Here is a 17,901-nt window from a genome sequence, read left to right as displayed (position 1 = left end):
TCGAATGTCGTTCGAACTGCTGGCTACCGACGGCAAGGCCCGTCGTGGCCGGCTGACCTTCCCCCGTGGCACCGTCGAGACCCCGGCCTTCATGCCGGTGGGCACCTACGGCACGGTCAAGGGCATGCTGCCGCGTGACATCGAGGCCATCGGCGCCGAGATCATCCTCGGCAATACCTTCCACCTGTGGCTGCGCCCGGGCACCGAGGTCATCAAGAAACACAACGGCCTGCACGATTTCATGCAATGGAAAGGCCCTATCCTCACTGATTCCGGTGGTTTCCAGGTGTTCAGCCTGGGCGCCATGCGCAAGATCAAGGAGGAAGGCGTGACCTTCGCGTCGCCAGTGGACGGTTCCAAGGTGTTCATGGGCCCCGAGGAGTCCATGCAGGTCCAGCGCGACCTGGGTTCGGACATCGTGATGATCTTCGACGAGTGCACGCCGTACCCGGCCGAGCACGACGTGGCGCGCACCTCCATGGAGCTGTCGCTGCGCTGGGCCCAGCGCTCGAAGAACGCCCACGGCGACAACACCGCGGCACTGTTCGGCATCGTCCAGGGTGGCATGTACCAGGACCTGCGCATGCGCTCGCTGGAAGCACTGGTCAACATCGACTTCGACGGCCTGGCCATCGGCGGCCTTTCGGTGGGTGAACCCAAGCACGAGATGATCAAGGTGCTGGACTACCTGCCCGCGCAGATGCCGGCTGACAAACCTCGTTACCTTATGGGGGTAGGCAAGCCGGAAGATCTTGTAGAGGGTGTGCGCCGCGGCGTCGACATGTTCGACTGCGTGATGCCCACGCGCAATGCGCGCAACGGCCATCTGTTCGTCGATACCGGGGTGATCAAGATCCGCAACGCGTTCCATCGCCACGATGAATCGCCGCTGGATCCGACCTGCGATTGCTATGCCTGCACCAACTTCTCCCGCGCCTATCTGCACCACTTGGACAAGTGCGGCGAAATGTTGAGCAGCATGCTGAATACCATCCACAACTTGCGCCATTACCAGCGCTTGATGGCCGGTTTACGCGAGGCTATTCAACAGGGTAAATTGGCCGCCTTTGTCGACGCCTTCTACGCCAAGCGCGGGCTGCCTGTGCCGCCCTTGGACTGACTGTTCGCATCCATTATTAGAAAATATTCATTAGGAGTGCCCAATGAGCTTCTTGATTCCCGCCGCCTACGCGGACGCTGCAGCACCAGCCGCCGGCCCAGCCGGTACCGGCTTCGAGTGGATCTTCCTGGTTGGTTTCCTGGTCATCTTCTACCTGATGATCTGGCGCCCGCAGGCCAAGCGTGCCAAAGAACAGAAAAACCTGCTGAGCAACCTGCAAAAAGGTGACGAAGTAGTCACCACCGGTGGCATCGCCGGCAAGATCGTCAAGGTCGCCGACGACTTCGTGGTCCTGGAAGTGTCCGACAACGTCGAGCTGAAGTTCCAGAAGGGTGCCGTGGCGGCGACCCTGCCGAAAGGTACGCTCAAGGCTATCTGAGTTACCGGTTTTCTTTTCCAGTCGGGGCGCGCAAAGCGCCCCGCGTCTTGAACGGGCGGCGTGATGCTGAACAAATACCCTCTGTGGAAATACCTGCTGATCGTGGTGGTACTGGCGATCGGCTTCATTTATTCCGCACCCAACCTCTATCCGGATGATCCGGCGGTGCAGATCAGCGGCGCCAGCTCCGCCCTGCATGTCAGCCAGGCCGACCTCGATCGCGTGACCAAGGCCCTGACCGATGCCGGCATCACCGTCAAAGGCGGCAGCCTGGGCGAGAAGGGCAGTGCCCTGGTACGCCTGACCAACCAGGAAGACCAGCTGCCGGCCAAGGATGTGGCGCGCAAGGCCCTCGGCGACGACTACGTCGTGGCCCTGAACCTGGCCCAGACCACCCCGCAGTGGCTGCGCAACCTGGGTGCCAGCCCGATGAAGCTGGGCCTGGACCTGTCCGGTGGTGTGCACTTCCTGCTGGAAGTGGACATGGACAAGGCCATGACCGCTCGCATGAAAGTCTACGAAGGCGAGGTCAAGACCTTGCTGCGTAAAGAGCGCGTCCGCTACCGCAGCCTGCCCCAGCAGGACGGCGGCATCATGCTGGGCTTCGCCGACGATGCTACCCGCGAACAGGCCCGCAGCCTGATCCGCAAGAATTTCAATGATTTCGACCTGACCACCACCGAGCGCAACGAGCTCGCCGTGCTGCGTCTGGCGCTGACCCAGGCGAAAGTCGCCGAGATCCGCGAATACTCGATCAAGCAGAACCTGACCACCGTGCGCAATCGGGTCAACGAGCTGGGCGTGGCCGAGCCGCTGGTCCAGCGCCAGGGCGCCAACCGCATCGTGGTCGAGCTGCCGGGTGTGCAGGACACCGCCGAAGCCAAGCGTATCCTCGGCAAGACCGCCAACCTGGAGTTCCGCTTCGGTGCCGAGCCGGGCGCGTCCAAGGCCACCACCGAGGTGTTCGAGTTCCGCGAAGGCGGCCGCTCCGCCCCTGTAGAGCGCGGCCTGATCATCACCGGTGACCAGGTCACCGACGCCCAGGCCAGCTTCGACGAGCACGGTCGCCCGCAGGTGAACATTCGCCTAGACGGCCACGGTGGCGAGCTGATGAGCCGCGCCACCCGCACCAACGTCGGGCGCAGCATGGCGGTGATCTTCATCGAGCAGAAGCCGGTCACCCGCTACCAGAAGCAGGTGGTCGACGGCGTCGAGAAAGAAGTCGCGGTGCAGACCTTCCAGGAAGAGAAGAAGATCATCAGCCTGGCGACCATCCAGTCGCCGCTGGGCAGCCAGTTCCGCATCACCGGCCTGAACGGCCAGGGCGAGTCCTCCGAGCTGGCCCTGCTGCTGCGTGCCGGTGGCCTGGCCGCGCCGATGTACTTCGCCGAAGAGCGCACCATTGGTCCGAGCCTGGGCGCCGACAACATCACCAAGGGTATCGATGCGTCCCTGTGGGGCATGCTGTTCGTCTCGCTGTTCATTATCGCCATCTACCGCGGCTTCGGCGTGATCGCCACCGTCGCCCTGGCGGGCAACATGGTCCTGCTGCTGGCGCTGATGTCGCTGCTGGGCGCCACGCTGACTCTGCCGGGTATCGCCGGTATCGTGCTGACCATGGGTATGGCGGTGGACGCCAACGTGCTGATCTTCTCGCGTATCCGTGAAGAGCTCAAAGCCGGCATGTCGGTGCAGCGCGCCATTCACGAAGGCTTCAACCGCGCCTACACCGCGATCATCGACGCCAACCTGACCAGCCTGCTGGTCGGCGGTATCCTGTTCGCCATGGGTACCGGCCCGGTCAAGGGCTTCGCGGTCACCATGTCCCTCGGGATATTCACCTCGATGTTCACCGCCGTCATGGTGACCCGCGCCATGGTCAACCTGACCTGCGGCGGGCGTGACATCAAGAAGCTGTGGGTTTGAGGGAGCTGCGATGAAAACCATCAACTTCATGGGCGTGCGCAATGTCGCGTTCGCCATTACCGTGCTCCTCACCGTGCTGGCGCTGTTCAGCTGGTGGCAGAAGGGCCTGAACTTCGGCCTGGACTTTACCGGCGGTACGCTGATCGAGCTTACCTACGAGCGCCCGGCCGACCTCAAGGCAGTGCGTGCCGAGCTGGTCGACTCCGGCTTCCACGAGGCTGTGGTGCAAAGCTTTGGCGCCACCACCGACCTGCTGGTGCGTATGCCGGGCGATGACCCACAGCTGGGCAACAAGGTCGCGGCGGCCCTGCAGAAGGCCGGCGGCGACAACCCGGCCACGATCAAGCGCGTCGAGTTCGTCGGTCCGCAGGTAGGCGAGGAGCTGCGTGACCAGGGTGGCATGGGCATGCTCCTGGCACTGGGCGGTATCCTCATCTACCTGGCCTTCCGCTTCCAGTGGAAATTCGCCGTGGGCGCCATCGTTTCGCTGGTGCACGACGTGGTGGTCACCCTGGGCATCCTGTCGTTCTTCCAGATCACCTTCGACCTGACGGTGCTGGCGGCGGTACTGGCGATCATCGGCTACTCGCTCAACGACACCATCGTCGTGTTCGACCGGGTGCGCGAGAACTTCCGGGTGATGCGCAAGGCCTCGCTGATCGAGAACATCAACGTTTCTACTACCCAGACCCTGCTGCGCACCATCGCCACCTCGGTGTCGACCCTGCTGGCCATCGCCGCGCTGCTGTTCTTCGGCGGCGACAACCTGTTCGGCTTCTCCCTGGCGCTGTTCATCGGTGTCATGGCGGGTACCTACTCGTCGATCTACATCGCCAACGTGGTGCTGATCTGGCTGAACCTGAGCAGCGAAGACCTGATCCCGCCGGTCAAGACCGAGGGTGTGGACGACCGTCCGTAACGCTTGTTCCGCGCCATTCGGCGCAAAGAGAGGCGCGAGTGTTGAACTCGCGCCTTTTTTTTTGCTCCAAGGCAGGGAGAAGGCGGGCCGGAGTCCGCGGGTACGATCAGGAGGTTCACGTGAACAAGTCAATGCTGGTGGGTGCGGTTCTGGGTGCTGTCGGTGTGACTGCCGGAGGTGCTGTGGCGACCTACAGCTTGGTGAACAAGGGGCCTGAGTACGCCCAGGTCACCGACGTGCAGCCGATCAAGCAGCAAGTGAAAACGCCGCGTGAGGTCTGCAAGGATGTCACCGTGACGCGCCAGGCGCCGGTCAAGGACCAGCACCAGATTGCCGGTACGGTGGTCGGCGCCATCGCCGGTGGCCTGCTGGGCAACCAGATCGGTGGCGGTACCGGCAAGAAGATTGCCACCGTGGCCGGTGCGGTCGGTGGCGGCTATGCCGGCAACAAGGTGCAGGAAGGCATGCAGGAGCGTGATACCTACACCACCACGCAAACCCGTTGCAACACGGTCAACGACATCAGCGAAAAGGTGGTTGGCTACAACGTGACCTATTCCATCGGCGACCAGGTGGGCAAGGTGAAGATGGACCACGAGCCGGGCTCAACCATCCCGCTGGACAAGAATGGCAAGCTGGTCTTGAGCCAGAACCAGCCAGGTCAGTAAACCTTTCGCAGGCCGCTCCCACAGAAGGCGTCGATCGCAGATACAAAAAAAGCACCCCGAGGGGTGCTTTTTTGTGCTCGCAATCAGCGCTTAGCGCTTCATGTGCTCTGGCAGGTGCGGCTGGATGGCGGTCAGCACGGCCTTGAAGCACTTGATGTTGCCCGCGACGATGTGGCCCTTCTCGAGGAAGTCGTGGCCACCGTTGAAGTCGCTCACCAGGCCACCGGCTTCCTGGATCAGCAGCACGCCCGCGGCCATGTCCCACTCGGACAGGCCCGACTCCCAGAAGGCGTCGAAGCGGCCGGCGGCGACGTAGGCCAGGTCCAGGCTGGCGGAGCCGGCGCGGCGAATGCCGGCGGTCTGGCCGGTCAGGGCGCGGAACATGCCCAGGTAGTTGTCCAGGTCGGCCATCTGGTTGTCACGGAACGGGAAGCCGGTGCCCAGCAGTGCGCCTTCCAGGCTGGTGCGCGAGCTGACGCGCAGGCGGCGGCCATTTAGCTGGGCGCCACGGCCACGGCTGGCGGTGAATTCTTCCTGGCGAACCGGGTCGACGATCACGGCGTGCTCGAGGCGGCCGCGGTATTTGCAGGCGATGCTGACGGCGAAGTGCGGAACGCCACGCAGGAAGTTGGTGGTGCCGTCCAGCGGATCGATGATCCACAGGTAATCCTTGCCTTCTTCGCCGGTGCCGGCGTGCAGGCCAGTCTCTTCGCCCTGGATCGAGTGGTTCGGGTAGGCCTTGCGCAGGGCCTCGACGATGACCTTCTCGGCGGCGCGGTCAACCTCGGACACGTAGTCCTTGGCCTGCTTTTCGTCGACTTTGATGCTATCCAGGCGTTCGATGGAGCGGAAAATCAGTTCACTGGCGCTGCGAGCGGCGCGCAGGGCGATATTCAGCATAGGCTGCATGGGAAGGTCACCTGGAGATGTTAAAGAGGAAAGCCGATCATTCTAGCAGAAATCTTTCACGACAGAAGTGTCACATTTGCTTTCATGGCGTTACGCTGGTCGGTTCTGTAAGATCGAACCCTCCTGTTTCCGCATCCGAGAGCACGACACCTTGCTGCAAAATATTCGTGTTGTTCTGGTCAATACCAGCCACCCCGGCAACATCGGCGGCGCTGCGCGAGCCATGAAAAACATGGGCTTGTCGCGTCTGGTGCTGGTGCAGCCAAAAGAGTTTCCGGCTGCGGACGCCAGTGCCCGCGCCTCGGGCGCCGACGACGTGCTGGACAACGCCCAGGTGGTCGACAGCCTCGAGCAGGCACTGGTCGGCTGCAGCCTGGTCATGGGTACCAGCGCCCGTGAGCGCAGCATCCCCTGGCCGCTGATCGACCCGCGCGAATGCGGGGCCAAGGCCGTGGCCCAGGCCATGGGCGGCGAAGAGATCGCCCTGGTGTTCGGGCGCGAGCACGCCGGCCTGACCAACGAAGAACTGCAGCGATGTCACTTCCACGTGCACATTCCCTCGAACCCCGACTTCAGCTCGCTGAATCTGGCCGCCGCCGTCCAGGTGCTCTCCTATGAGGTGCGCATGGCCTGGCTGGCAGGGCAGGGCAGTGCGGCGAAGGTCGAGAAGGTCGACGCCAGCGAGCTGGCGACCATGGACGAAATGGAGCTGTTCTACGACCACCTGGAAAAGACCCTGGTGGACATCGGCTTCCTCGATCCCGAGAAACCCAAGCACCTGATGGCGCGCCTGCGCCGGCTGTATGGGCGAAGCTCGGTGGAGCGTCCGGAAATGAGCATTTTGCGCGGCATCCTTACCGAGACCCAGAAGGTCGCACGGGGCGAGCCGCATAAACGGAAGGACTGACAGATGTTCGAACGTCTGCGTGAAGATATCCAGAGCGTTTTCCATCGTGACCCGGCGGCGCGCAACGCCTTCGAGGTCCTGACCTGCTACCCGGGGATGCACGCCATCTGGCTGCATCGGCTGGGCAATGCCCTGTGGCGACGCGACTTCAAGTGGCTGGCGCGGCTGGTGTCGAACTTCGGTCGCTGGATGACCGGCATCGAGATCCACCCAGGCGCGACCATCGGCCGGCGCTTCTTCATCGACCACGGCATGGGCATCGTCATCGGCGAGACCGCCGAGATCGGCGACGACGTGACCCTGTACCAGGGCGTCACCCTCGGTGGCACCAGCTGGAACAAGGGCAAGCGTCACCCGACCCTGGAAAACGGCGTGGTGGTCGGTGCCGGGGCCAAGGTGCTGGGCCCGTTCACCGTCGGCGCCGGGGCCAAGATCGGCTCCAACGCCGTGGTCACCAAGGCAGTGCCGGCCGGCGCCACGGCGGTGGGCATTCCGGGGCGGATCATCGTCAAGACCGAGGATGACGCCGTCGAGGCCAAGCGCAAGGCCATGGCCGAGAAGATCGGCTTCGATGCCTATGGTGTCAGCGGCGACATGCCGGACCCGGTGGCCCGCGCCATCGGCCAGATGCTCGACCACCTGCAGGCCGTCGACGAGCGCCTGGAGGGCATGTGCGGCGCGCTGACCCGGATGGGCAGTGACTACTGTGCCAAGGAGCTGCCGGCGCTGCCCGACGACGACTTCGCCGCGGCCTGCGCCGAACTCAAGCAGGGCGACACTCAGTCGCATTGATTGCGCCGGACCGACACAAGGGGCGTGTGCTTGCGCCCCTTGTCTGCTACACTCGCGCCCGCCTCCCGCATGCATACCCGACTAAAGCACTAGGTCTAATAGTTGACTTAAATGCTCGGGAATCGCATACTCGCACACATCCTGTAACTCCCGTGGTACCCATACGCCATGCGACTGACTACCAAAGGCCGATACGCCGTGACCGCCATGCTCGACCTGGCGTTGCACGCGCAGCAGGGGCCGGTGTCTTTGGCCGACATTTCCGAGCGCCAGGGCATTTCCCTCTCTTATCTGGAACAGCTGTTCGCCAAGCTGCGCCGCAGCAGCCTGGTATCCAGCGTTCGCGGTCCGGGCGGCGGCTACCAGCTGTCGCGGGGCATGGAAACCATCCAGGTGGCCCAGGTCATCGACGCGGTCAACGAATCGGTCGATGCCACCCGTTGCCAGGGGCTGGGGGACTGCCACGCCGGTGATACCTGCCTGACTCACCACCTGTGGTGCGACCTGAGCCAGCAGATCCATGAATTCCTCAGTGGCATCAGCCTGGCCGACCTCGTCATGCGCCGCGAGGTGCAGGAAGTCGCCCAGCGCCAGGACCTGCGCCGTGTCGCAGGCCGAGTTGCCCAGTTGGACAAGATTGAGACGTCCGCCGTCGACTGAAACCACAGCGACGAGCGACGCCACCGCCTGATAGGAGATACTCAATGAAGTTGCCGATCTACCTCGATTACTCCGCGACCACGCCGGTCGATCCCCGTGTCGCCCAGAAGATGGCCGAGTGCCTGCTGGTTGACGGGAACTTCGGCAACCCGGCCTCGCGCTCCCACGTGTTCGGCTGGAAGGCCGAGGAAGCAGTCGAGAACGGCCGCCGCCAGGTCGCCGAACTGATCAACGCCGACCCGCGCGAGATCGTCTGGACCAGCGGTGCCACCGAGTCCGACAACCTCGCCCTGAAAGGCGTGGCGCACTTCTATCAGACCAAGGGCAAGCACATCATCACCTCCAAGATCGAGCACAAGGCGGTCCTGGACACCGCTCGCCAGCTCGAGCGTGAAGGTTTCGAAGTCACCTACCTCGAGCCTGGCGAAGACGGCATCGTCACCCCAGCCATGGTCGAGGCCGTGCTGCGCGACGACACCATCCTGGTCTCGCTGATGCACGTGAACAACGAAGTCGGCTCGATCAACGACATCGCCGCCATCGGTGAACTGACCCGCTCGCGCGGCGTCTTGTTCCACGTCGATGCCGCCCAATCGGCCGGCCGTGTCGAGATCGACCTGCAGAAGCTCAAGGTCGACCTGATGTCGTTCTCCGCACACAAGGTGTATGGCCCGAAAGGTATCGGCGCGCTGTACGTCAGCCGCAAGCCGCGTGTGCGCCTGGAAGCCATCATCCACGGCGGTGGCCATGAGCGCGGCATGCGTTCGGGCACCCTGCCGACCCACCAGATCGTCGGCATGGGCGAAGCCTTCGCCATCGCCAAGCAGGAAATGGCCGCTGAAAACGTGCGCATCAAGGCCCTGAGCGACCGCTTCTTCAAGCAGGTCTCGGACCTCGAAGAGCTGTACGTCAACGGCAGCCAGACCCAGCGCGTGCCGCACAACCTGAACCTGAGCTTCAACTACGTCGAGGGCGAGTCGCTGCTGATGTCGCTGAAGGACATCGCCGTTTCGTCCGGTTCGGCCTGCACCTCCGCTTCGCTCGAGCCGTCCTACGTCCTGCGCGCCCTGGGCCGCAATGACGAACTGGCGCACAGCTCGATCCGCTTCTCCTTCGGTCGCTTCACCACCGAGGAAGAAGTCGACTACGCCGCGCAGAAAGTTTGCGAAGCCGTGAACAAGCTGCGTGAATTGTCGCCGCTGTGGGACATGTACAAAGACGGCGTCGACATCTCCAAGATCGAGTGGGCCGCCCACTAAGCAGTCGCCGGCAAGAGCGGCTCCCTGATGAGGAAGGAATTGCACCATGGCATACAGTGAAAAGGTCATCGACCACTACGAAAACCCGCGCAACGTCGGCAAGATGAACGCCGACGATCCGGATGTCGGCACCGGCATGGTTGGCGCCCCGGCCTGCGGCGACGTGATGCGCCTGCAGATCAAGGTCAACGAGCAGGGTGTCATCGAAGACGCCAAGTTCAAGACCTACGGTTGCGGTTCGGCCATCGCCTCCAGCTCCCTCGCCACCGAGTGGATGAAGGGCAAGACCCTGGACGAGGCCGAAACCATCAAGAACACCCAGCTGGCTGAAGAGCTGGCACTGCCGCCGGTCAAGATCCACTGCTCCGTGCTCGCCGAAGATGCCATCAAGGCAGCTGTTCGCGATTACAAGCAGAAGAAAGGCTTGATCTAAGTCGACTGTCGCGAGGTAAGGAGTTCCGATGGCTATCAGCATGACAGAAGCCGCCGCCAACCACATTCGCCGCTCCCTCGACGGGCGCGGCAAGGGTGAGGGCATTCGCCTGGGCGTGCGCACCACCGGCTGCTCGGGCCTGGCCTACGTGCTGGAGTTCGTCGACGAGCTCGCCGCCGAAGACCAGGTGTTCGAGAACCATGGCGTGAAGGTCATCATCGACCCGAAAAGCCTGGTCTATCTCGACGGCACCGAGCTGGACTTCGTCAAGGAAGGGTTGAACGAAGGCTTCAAGTTCAACAACCCCAACGTGCGCGGTGAGTGTGGCTGCGGCGAAAGCTTCAACGTTTGAGGCTGGCCGTGGGTACTCCTTGTCATTTCGCCCTGTTTGACCTGCAGCCTGGTTTTCGTCTGGACCTCGACAAATTGGCCGTTCGCTACCGCGAGCTGGCCCGCGAGGTCCATCCGGACCGTTTCGCCGACGCTTCCGAGCGCGAGCAGCGCGTAGCGCTGGAAAAGTCGGCGGCCCTCAACGACGCCTACCAGACCTTGCGCAGCGCGCCGCGCCGGGCCCGCTACCTGCTGGCCATCGGCGGCCATGAGGTGCCTCAGGAAGTCACGGTGCACGACCCGGACTTCCTGCTGCAGCAGATGCAGTGGCGCGAAGAACTCGAAGACCTGCAGGACGAAGCCGATCTCGACGGTGTCGCCGTGTTCAAGAAGCGCCTCAAGGTCGCCCAGGACACGCTGAACGAGGATTTCGCCGCCTGCTGGGATATTGCTGCAGAGCGTGAGCAGGCCGAGCGCCTGATGCGCCGCATGCAGTTCCTCGACAAGCTCGCCCAAGAAGTGCGCCAACTCGAAGAGCGCCTCGACGATTAACCCCGGCGTTGCCCGTGATGACGCCTAAGGTACTCAGATAAGCATGGCCCTACTGCAGATCGCCGAACCCGGTCAGAGCCCCCAGCCGCACCAGCGCCGCCTGGCGGTGGGCATCGACCTGGGCACCACCAATTCTCTCGTCGCCGCCGTGCGCAGCGGGCGCAGCGAACCGCTGCCCGATGCCCAGGGCAGTGTCATCCTGCCATCCGCCGTGCGTTATCTCGACAACGCTGTCGAAGTCGGCCTGGCCGCGCGCGAGGCTGCCCCCAGCGACCCGCTCAACAGCATCCTGTCGGTCAAGCGTCTGATGGGGCGTGGCCTGGCGGACGTCAAGCAGCTGGGTGAGCAACTGCCGTACCGTTTTGTCGGCGGTGAGTCGCACATGCCGTTCATCGACACCGTCCAGGGTCCGAAAAGCCCGGTGGAAGTGTCGGCCGATATTCTCAAGGTGCTGCGCCAGCGTGCCGAGGAAACCCTCGGTGGCGAGCTGGTCGGCGCGGTGATCACCGTCCCGGCCTATTTCGACGATGCCCAGCGCCAGGCGACCAAGGACGCCGCCAAGCTGGCCGGCCTCAATGTCCTGCGCTTGCTCAACGAACCGACCGCGGCTGCCGTGGCCTATGGCCTGGATCAGGATGCCGAAGGCGTCGTGGCGATTTTCGACCTGGGAGGCGGTACCTTCGATATCTCCATCCTGCGCCTGACCGCTGGTGTCTTCGAAGTGCTGGCTACCGGTGGCGACACTGCCCTGGGTGGCGATGACTTCGACCATGCGATTGCCGGCTGGATCATCGGGCAGGCTGGCTTGTCCGCCGACCTCGATCCGGCCACCCAGCGCCTGCTGCTGCAGACCGCTTGCGCGGCCAAGGAAGCCTTGACCGACAGTGAAGCGGTCAGCGTCCACCATGGCGCCTGGCAGGGCGAGCTGACCCGTGCCGCCTTCGAAGCCATGATCGAACCGATGATCGCCCGCAGTCTCAAGGCCTGCCGCCGCGCCGTGCGCGACAGCGGCATCGAGCTGGAAGAGGTCGGCGCGGTGGTCATGGTCGGCGGTTCGACCCGTGTGCCGCGCGTGCGCGAGGCGGTCGGCGCGCTGTTCGGTCGTACCCCGCTGACCTCGATCGACCCGGACCAGGTTGTGGCCATCGGTGCCGCCATCCAGGCCGATACCCTCGCCGGCAACCGCCGCGAAGGCGGCGAGCTGCTGCTGCTCGACGTCATCCCGCTGTCCCTGGGGCTTGAGACCATGGGCGGGCTGATGGAGAAGGTGATCCCGCGCAACACCACCATTCCGGTGGCCCGCGCCCAGGAATTCACCACGTACAAAGATGGCCAGTCGGCCATGATGATCCACGTGCTGCAGGGCGAGCGCGAGCTGATCAGCGACTGCCGTTCCCTGGCGCGCTTCGAGCTGCGCGGCATACCGGCCATGGTCGCGGGCGCGGCGAAGATCCGCGTGACCTTCCAGGTCGACGCCGACGGCCTGCTCAGCGTCGCGGCCCGCGAACTGGGTTCGGGCGTGGAATCGAGCATCCAGGTCAAGCCGTCCTACGGCCTGACCGACGGCGAGATCGCCCGCATGCTCAAGGACTCCTTCGAGCATGCAGGCTCCGACAAGCACGCCCGCCAACTGCGCGAGCACCAGGTCGACGCCGAGCGCCTGCTCGAGGCGGTGCAGGGCGCCCTGGACGCCGATGGCGAGCGCCTGCTCAGCAGTGACGAGCGCGACGCGATCGAATTCCAGATGCAGGAACTACGTGATTTGCTGACCGGCACCGATGGCGCCGCCATCGAGCAACAGACCAAGCGTCTGTCGCAGGTGACCGATGCATTTGCCGCCCGTCGCCTTGATTCGACGGTCAAAGCCGCACTGGCCGGGCGCAACCTGAATGAGATCGAGGAGTAACCGATGCCGCTGGTGACATTCCTGCCGCACGAGAAGTTCTGCCCCGAGGGCTTGACCGTGGAAGTGCCTACCGGGACCAATATCCTGGAGCTGGCCCACGACCATCACATCGAGATGGAAAGCGCCTGCGGCGGCGTCAAGGCCTGCACCACTTGCCACTGCATCATCCGCAAGGGCTTCGACTCGCTTGAAGAAGCCGACGAGCTCGAAGAGGACATGCTGGACAAGGCCTGGGGCCTGGAGGCGCAGTCGCGCCTGGGTTGCCAGGTGGTTGTCGGCGATGAGGACCTCACCATCGAGATCCCCAAGTATTCGCTCAACCACGCCGCCGAAGCGCCGCACTGAGGGCCTGTACATGAGTCTGAAATGGGTTGATGTACTTGAGATCGCCATCCAGCTTGCGGAAAGCAAGCCCGAGGTCGATCCTCATTACGTGAATTTCGTCGATCTGCGCGCCTGGGTCATGGCGCTGCCGGACTTCGATGACGATCCGTCGCGTTGCGGCGAGAAGGTTCTCGAGGCCATCCAGGCGGCCTGGATCGAAGAAGCCGACTGAGCGCACGCTGCAGGTTAGGCAATCCCCTGGAACCCGCGTATAATTCGCGGGTTTAATTTTTCGCAACACTCAATATTCTGGAGTTTTCCATGGCTGTTCAACGTACTTTCTCCATCATCAAGCCTGACGCCGTTGCCAAGAACGTCATCGGCGAGATCACCACTCGCTTCGAGAAAGCCGGCCTGCGCGTCGTCGCCTCGAAAATGAAGCAGCTGTCCAAAGCCGAAGCCGAAGGCTTCTACGCCGAGCACAAAGAGCGTGGCTTCTTTGGTGACCTGGTTGCCTTCATGACTTCCGGCCCCGTCGTTGTACAGGTTCTGGAAGGCGAAAACGCCATTCTGGCCAACCGTGAGCTGATGGGTGCCACCAACCCTAAAGAAGCGGCCGCCGGCACCATCCGCGCCGACTTCGCCGAGTCGATCGACGCCAACGCCGTTCACGGTTCGGACTCCGAAGCCGCCGCTGCTCGCGAAATCGCTTACTTCTTCGCTGCTACCGAGGTAACCACTCGCTAAGCGAAGGCTTACGGGTGAGGGTGAATCCATGACGACATCGACTGACAAGATCAACCTGCTGGGGCTGACCCTGGCGGAAATGGAACAGTTCTTCGACTCAATCGGGGAGAAGCGCTTCCGTGCCGGTCAGGTGATGAAATGGATTCACCATTTTGGCGTCGATGATTTCGCCGCCATGACCAATGTCGGCAAGGTCTTGCGCGAAAAGCTCGAGGCCGTTGCCGAGATTCGGGGCCCGGAAGTGGTCAGTGAAGACATTTCCGCCGACGGCACCCGCAAGTGGGTGGTCCGCGTTGCCTCTGGCAGCTGCGTCGAGACCGTCTACATCCCTACCGACGATCGCGGCACCCTGTGCGTGTCGTCGCAAGCCGGCTGCGCCCTGGACTGCAGCTTCTGCTCCACCGGCAAGCAAGGCTTCAACAGCAACCTCACCGCCGCCGAAGTGATCGGCCAGGTGTGGCTTGCCAACAAATCCTTCGGGACCGTTCCGGCCAAGATCGACCGCGCCATCACCAACGTGGTCATGATGGGCATGGGCGAACCCTTGCTGAATTTCGACAATGTCATCGCCGCCATGAAGATCATGATGGAAGATCTGGGCTATGGCATTTCCAAGCGTCGCGTCACCCTGTCCACCTCGGGCGTGGTGCCGATGATCGACGAACTGGCCAAGCACATCGACGTGTCGCTGGCCCTGTCGCTGCACGCGCCGAACGACGAACTGCGCAACCAGCTGGTGCCGATCAACAAGAAGTACCCGCTGAAGATGCTGCTGGAGTCGTGCATGGGCTACATGTCCACCCTCGGCGGCAAGCGCGTGCTCACCATCGAGTACACCCTGCTCAAGGACGTCAACGACCAGCCCGAGCACGCCGCGCAGATGATCGAGCTGCTGCGTGATGTGCCGTGCAAGATCAACCTGATCCCGTTCAACCCGTTCCCGCACTCGGGCTACGAGCGACCGAGCAACAATGCCATCCGTCGCTTCCAGGACCTGCTGCACCACGGCGGCTTCAACGTGACCACGCGCACCACCCGCGGTGACGACATCGATGCCGCCTGCGGTCAGCTGGTGGGTCAGGTCAACGACCGTACCCGCCGCAGCGAGCGCTACATCGCCGTACGCCAGCTGGCTGCCGACGAGCCGCAAGACAGCGCCGCGCGCCCCTGACGAGCACCTGCCCCATGAGCCTGCGCGCCGCGCTGTCGATCCTGACGCTTTCGCTGCTGGCCGGCTGCGTGTCCGGCGGCGCGGGTGACCCTCTGGCCAGCCGCCAGGGGCGTGAGGCGGCGGGGCAAGCCTACGTGCAGTTGGGGCTGGGGTATTTGCAACAAGGTTTAACTGAGCGCGCCAAGGCGCCGCTGGGCAAGGCCTTGGCCCTGGACGCTCGTGACGGCGAGGCCCATGCGGCACTGGCCCTGGTGTTCCAGGCCGAGGATGAGCCGGTACTTGCCGGCGAGCACTTTGCCAAGGCCTTGGCCATCCGCCCGGATGACACACGAATCCGCAACAACTACGGCAGTTTCCTATATGCTCAGGGCCGTTTCGACGAGGCCCGGGCGATGTTCCTCCAGGCTGTCGCCGATACCCTGTATCCTGAGCGTTCCCGCGTGTACGAGAACCTGGGGCTCACCGCCTTGAAGCTGGGGCAGGGTGAGCAGGCGCGTGTCTACCTGGAAAAAGCCCTTCGGCTCAATCGGCGGCAACCGAGGGCATTGCTCGAAATGGCTGAGTTGTCCTACGAAAACAGGCATTATGTGCCGGCCCGGGATTACTACGATCGATTCAGCCAGCTGAGCGACCAGGATGCCCGCAGCCTGCTGCTGGGCCATCGCCTGGCAATCGCCCTCGACGAACAGGGCACCGCGACCCGTTTGGGCCAGCAATTACAACGACTTTATCCCGGTACGCCGGAATATCAGCAATACCTGTCGGAGCAACGATGAAAGCCGCGCACACTGAAGTAGCAGCAGCGACTCGCCAGAACCCCGGTGATGTCTTGCGCCAGGCCCGCGAAAAGCGCGAATGGAGCCAGGCCGAGGTCGCTCGCAAGCTCAACCTCACGGTATCTTCGCTGAACAACCTGGAAAACGGCGCCTTCGACAAGCTGCCCGGGCACACCTTCGCCCGTGGCTATATCCGCGCCTACGCCAAGCTGATGGACATGGACCAGGCGCCCCTGGTCGAGGCCTTCGACCAGATCACCGGCACCCACGCCCAGGGCAGCGAAGTGCACGCCCTCGGTCGCATCGAAGAGCCGGTGCGGCTGTCGCACAATATCCTGCGGGTGGTCAGCCTGTTGCTGCTGGTCGCGGTGGTCGGCGGTGGCTTCTTCTGGTGGCAGGACCAGAGCAGCCTGCGCGGCAAGGACCTGGCCAAGATCGCCCTGGAGCATGTCGAAGTCGAGAGCGCCGACGGCACCACGCAGATTCATCCGCTGGACGAGCCGGAAGACCAGGCCGTGAGCGAGGGCCAGCAGCCCGAGGGCCAGGCTCTGCCACTGGAACCTAACGTTACCGAGCAGGCGCCGGTCGTCGAGGCCCAGGCGCCAGTTGCGGCCGTGACACCCGCCGCGCCAGCCACCGGCGCCGCGCCGACCGCCGTCGCTCCCGCGGCACCGGTTGCCGCGCCTGTTGCGGCAGCGCCAGCCGCTCCTGTCGCGCCGACCGCAGCAGCTGCGCCCGTTGATGCCGCACCGGCCCCGGCCGGCAGTGCCAAGGTCCATATCCAATTCACCGCCGATTGCTGGACCCAGGTCACCGACGGCAACGGCAAGGTGCTGTTCAGCGCCATCAAGCGCAAGGGCGACAGCCTGGAACTGACCGGCAAGCCACCGTTCGCGGTGCGCCTGGGCTTCGCCCGCGGCGCCCAGGTGAGCTACAACGGCCAGGCGGTCGATGTCGCCCCGTTCACCAGTGGCGAAACCGCTCGCCTGAAGTTGGGACAGTAAGTCATGCACGGCGAATCTCCGATCAAACGTCGCGAATCCCGCAAAATCTGGGTCGGCAATGTGCCGGTGGGTGGTGATGCGCCCATCGCGGTGCAGAGCATGACCAACACCGACACCAACGATGTCGCCGCCACCGTGGCGCAGATCCAGCGCCTGGTCGATGCCGGCGTGGACATCGTGCGTGTCTCGGTGCCAGACATGGACGCCGCCGAGGCGTTCGGCCGCATCAAGAAACTGGTCAGTGTGCCGCTGGTCGCCGACATCCACTTCGACTACAAGATCGCCCTGCGCGTGGCTGAGCTTGGCGTCGACTGCCTGCGCATCAACCCGGGCAACATCGGCCGTGAGGACCGTGTGCGCGCCGTGGTCGACGCGGCCCGCGACCGCGGCATCCCGATCCGCATCGGCGTCAACGCCGGTTCCCTGGAAAAGGACCTGCAGAAGAAGTACGGCGAGCCCACTCCGGCGGCGCTGGTCGAGTCGGCGCTGCGCCATGTCGAGCACCTCGACCGCCTGGATTTCCAGGACTTCAAGGTCAGCGTCAAGGCCTCCGACGTGTTCATGGCCGTCGAGGCCTACCGCCTGCTGGCCAAGCAGATCATCCAGCCGCTGCACCTGGGGATCACCGAAGCCGGCGGCCTGCGCTCGGGGACGGTGAAATCCGCCGTCGGCCTAGGTATGCTGCTGGCCGAAGGCATCGGTGACACCATCCGCATCTCCCTGGCCGCCGATCCGGTCGAGGAAGTGAAGGTCGGCTACGACATCCTCAAGTCGCTGCACCTGCGTTCCCGTGGCATCAACTTCATCGCCTGCCCGAGCTGCTCGCGGCAGAACTTCGATGTGGTCAAGACCATGAACGAACTGGAAGGGCGCCTGGAGGACCTGCTGGTACCGCTGGACGTGGCGGTGATCGGTTGCGTGGTCAACGGTCCGGGCGAGGCCAAGGAATCGCACGTGGGCCTGACCGGCGGCACGCCGAACCTGGTCTACATCGATGGCAAGCCATCGCAGAAGCTGAACAACGACAACCTGGTCGACGAGCTGGAAAAGCTCATCCGCCAGAAAGCGGCCGAGAAGGCCGAGGCCGACGCGGCGCTGATCGCCCGCGGCTGAGACACA

The 17,901-nt window shown here is 63.8% G+C and carries 21 protein-coding genes; 20 read left to right on the top strand and 1 reads right to left on the bottom strand.

The window, feature by feature from the left end; genetic code table 11:
* The first annotated feature begins 4 nt into the window (after positions 1–4).
* The 5 genes from tgt (at position 5) to AC25ND_RS11075 (ending at position 5,012) form a co-directional block, all read left to right on the top strand.
* The gene (gene tgt / locus AC25ND_RS11095) at positions 5–1,120 is read left to right on the top strand and encodes a tRNA guanosine(34) transglycosylase Tgt (protein WP_486976355.1); all 1,116 of its coding nucleotides are present in this window, start codon (positions 5–7) and stop codon (positions 1,118–1,120) included.
* Between the two features lie 43 nt (positions 1,121–1,163).
* Positions 1,164–1,499: a preprotein translocase subunit YajC gene (yajC, locus tag AC25ND_RS11090; protein ID WP_050704350.1), complete on the top strand. Its 336-nt coding sequence runs from the start codon at positions 1,164–1,166 to the stop codon at positions 1,497–1,499.
* Between the two features lie 63 nt (positions 1,500–1,562).
* The gene (gene secD / locus AC25ND_RS11085) at positions 1,563–3,425 is read left to right on the top strand and encodes a protein translocase subunit SecD (protein WP_062364561.1); all 1,863 of its coding nucleotides are present in this window, start codon (positions 1,563–1,565) and stop codon (positions 3,423–3,425) included.
* Between the two features lie 10 nt (positions 3,426–3,435).
* Complete coding sequence (gene secF / locus AC25ND_RS11080; protein ID WP_062364559.1) at positions 3,436–4,344, top strand: protein translocase subunit SecF; 909 nt, start codon at positions 3,436–3,438, stop codon at positions 4,342–4,344.
* Between the two features lie 119 nt (positions 4,345–4,463).
* Positions 4,464–5,012 (top strand): glycine zipper 2TM domain-containing protein, encoded by a 549-nt coding sequence (locus AC25ND_RS11075; RefSeq protein ID WP_028689584.1) that lies wholly within the window; start codon positions 4,464–4,466, stop codon positions 5,010–5,012.
* 90 nt (positions 5,013–5,102) lie between these two features.
* On the opposite strand, the gene suhB is transcribed toward AC25ND_RS11075, so the two are convergent.
* On the bottom strand, positions 5,103–5,921 hold the full coding sequence (suhB, locus tag AC25ND_RS11070; RefSeq protein WP_028689585.1) for a type III secretion system regulator SuhB: 819 nt from the start codon (positions 5,919–5,921) through the stop codon (positions 5,103–5,105).
* A 151-nt stretch (positions 5,922–6,072) separates the two neighbouring features.
* Between suhB and trmJ the strand changes: the two genes are divergently transcribed.
* The 15 genes from trmJ to ispG all read left to right on the top strand — a co-directional run bounded on the left by trmJ (position 6,073) and on the right by ispG (position 17,895).
* Positions 6,073–6,828 carry a tRNA (cytosine(32)/uridine(32)-2'-O)-methyltransferase TrmJ gene (trmJ, locus tag AC25ND_RS11065; RefSeq protein WP_062364557.1) on the top strand — a complete coding sequence of 252 codons (756 nt, stop codon included), beginning with the start codon at positions 6,073–6,075 and terminating at the stop codon, positions 6,826–6,828.
* Positions 6,829–6,831: 3 nt separating this feature from the next.
* The gene (gene cysE, locus AC25ND_RS11060; protein WP_028689587.1) at positions 6,832–7,620 is read left to right on the top strand and encodes a serine O-acetyltransferase; all 789 of its coding nucleotides are present in this window, start codon (positions 6,832–6,834) and stop codon (positions 7,618–7,620) included.
* Positions 7,621–7,788: 168 nt separating this feature from the next.
* Positions 7,789–8,280: a Fe-S cluster assembly transcriptional regulator IscR gene (gene iscR / locus AC25ND_RS11055; RefSeq protein WP_028689588.1), complete on the top strand. Its 492-nt coding sequence runs from the start codon at positions 7,789–7,791 to the stop codon at positions 8,278–8,280.
* A gap of 44 nt (positions 8,281–8,324) precedes the next feature.
* Positions 8,325–9,539 (top strand): IscS subfamily cysteine desulfurase, encoded by a 1,215-nt coding sequence (locus AC25ND_RS11050; protein WP_046854251.1) that lies wholly within the window; start codon positions 8,325–8,327, stop codon positions 9,537–9,539.
* 46 nt (positions 9,540–9,585) lie between these two features.
* Positions 9,586–9,972, top strand: coding sequence for a Fe-S cluster assembly scaffold IscU (gene iscU / locus AC25ND_RS11045; protein ID WP_011532337.1), 387 nt, complete (start codon positions 9,586–9,588; stop codon positions 9,970–9,972).
* Between the two features lie 28 nt (positions 9,973–10,000).
* Positions 10,001–10,324 carry an iron-sulfur cluster assembly protein IscA gene (iscA, locus tag AC25ND_RS11040; RefSeq protein WP_023630636.1) on the top strand — a complete coding sequence of 108 codons (324 nt, stop codon included), beginning with the start codon at positions 10,001–10,003 and terminating at the stop codon, positions 10,322–10,324.
* 8 nt (positions 10,325–10,332) lie between these two features.
* Positions 10,333–10,854 (top strand): co-chaperone HscB, encoded by a 522-nt coding sequence (gene hscB, locus AC25ND_RS11035; RefSeq protein WP_062575680.1) that lies wholly within the window; start codon positions 10,333–10,335, stop codon positions 10,852–10,854.
* Positions 10,855–10,897: 43 nt separating this feature from the next.
* Positions 10,898–12,760 carry a Fe-S protein assembly chaperone HscA gene (gene hscA / locus AC25ND_RS11030; protein ID WP_028689591.1) on the top strand — a complete coding sequence of 621 codons (1,863 nt, stop codon included), beginning with the start codon at positions 10,898–10,900 and terminating at the stop codon, positions 12,758–12,760.
* 3 nt (positions 12,761–12,763) lie between these two features.
* Complete coding sequence (fdx, locus tag AC25ND_RS11025) at positions 12,764–13,105, top strand: ISC system 2Fe-2S type ferredoxin (RefSeq protein WP_028689592.1); 342 nt, start codon at positions 12,764–12,766, stop codon at positions 13,103–13,105.
* A 10-nt stretch (positions 13,106–13,115) separates the two neighbouring features.
* Positions 13,116–13,316 (top strand): Fe-S cluster assembly protein IscX, encoded by a 201-nt coding sequence (iscX, locus tag AC25ND_RS11020; protein ID WP_028689593.1) that lies wholly within the window; start codon positions 13,116–13,118, stop codon positions 13,314–13,316.
* A gap of 89 nt (positions 13,317–13,405) precedes the next feature.
* Positions 13,406–13,831: a nucleoside-diphosphate kinase gene (gene ndk / locus AC25ND_RS11015; protein WP_023630072.1), complete on the top strand. Its 426-nt coding sequence runs from the start codon at positions 13,406–13,408 to the stop codon at positions 13,829–13,831.
* Between the two features lie 28 nt (positions 13,832–13,859).
* Positions 13,860–15,002, top strand: a complete 1,143-nt coding sequence (gene rlmN, locus AC25ND_RS11010) for a dual-specificity RNA methyltransferase RlmN (RefSeq protein WP_062364551.1) — start codon at positions 13,860–13,862, stop codon at positions 15,000–15,002.
* A gap of 14 nt (positions 15,003–15,016) precedes the next feature.
* Entirely contained in the window at positions 15,017–15,778 is a 762-nt protein-coding gene (pilW, locus tag AC25ND_RS11005; RefSeq protein ID WP_028689595.1) for a type IV pilus biogenesis/stability protein PilW, read from the top strand.
* On the top strand, positions 15,775–16,782 hold the full coding sequence (locus AC25ND_RS11000; protein ID WP_088852386.1) for a RodZ domain-containing protein: 1,008 nt from the start codon (positions 15,775–15,777) through the stop codon (positions 16,780–16,782). The genes pilW and AC25ND_RS11000 overlap by 4 nt, the downstream gene beginning before the upstream one ends.
* 3 nt (positions 16,783–16,785) lie before the next feature.
* Positions 16,786–17,895 carry a flavodoxin-dependent (E)-4-hydroxy-3-methylbut-2-enyl-diphosphate synthase gene (gene ispG / locus AC25ND_RS10995; protein ID WP_028689597.1) on the top strand — a complete coding sequence of 370 codons (1,110 nt, stop codon included), beginning with the start codon at positions 16,786–16,788 and terminating at the stop codon, positions 17,893–17,895.
* Positions 17,896–17,901: the final 6 nt, after the last annotated feature.

The sequence above is a fragment of the Pseudomonas sp. P110(2024) genome (genome assembly GCF_057480795.1).
The sequence above is the reverse complement of the archived record's forward strand: the minus strand, read 5'-3'. Positions and strand labels throughout refer to the sequence as shown.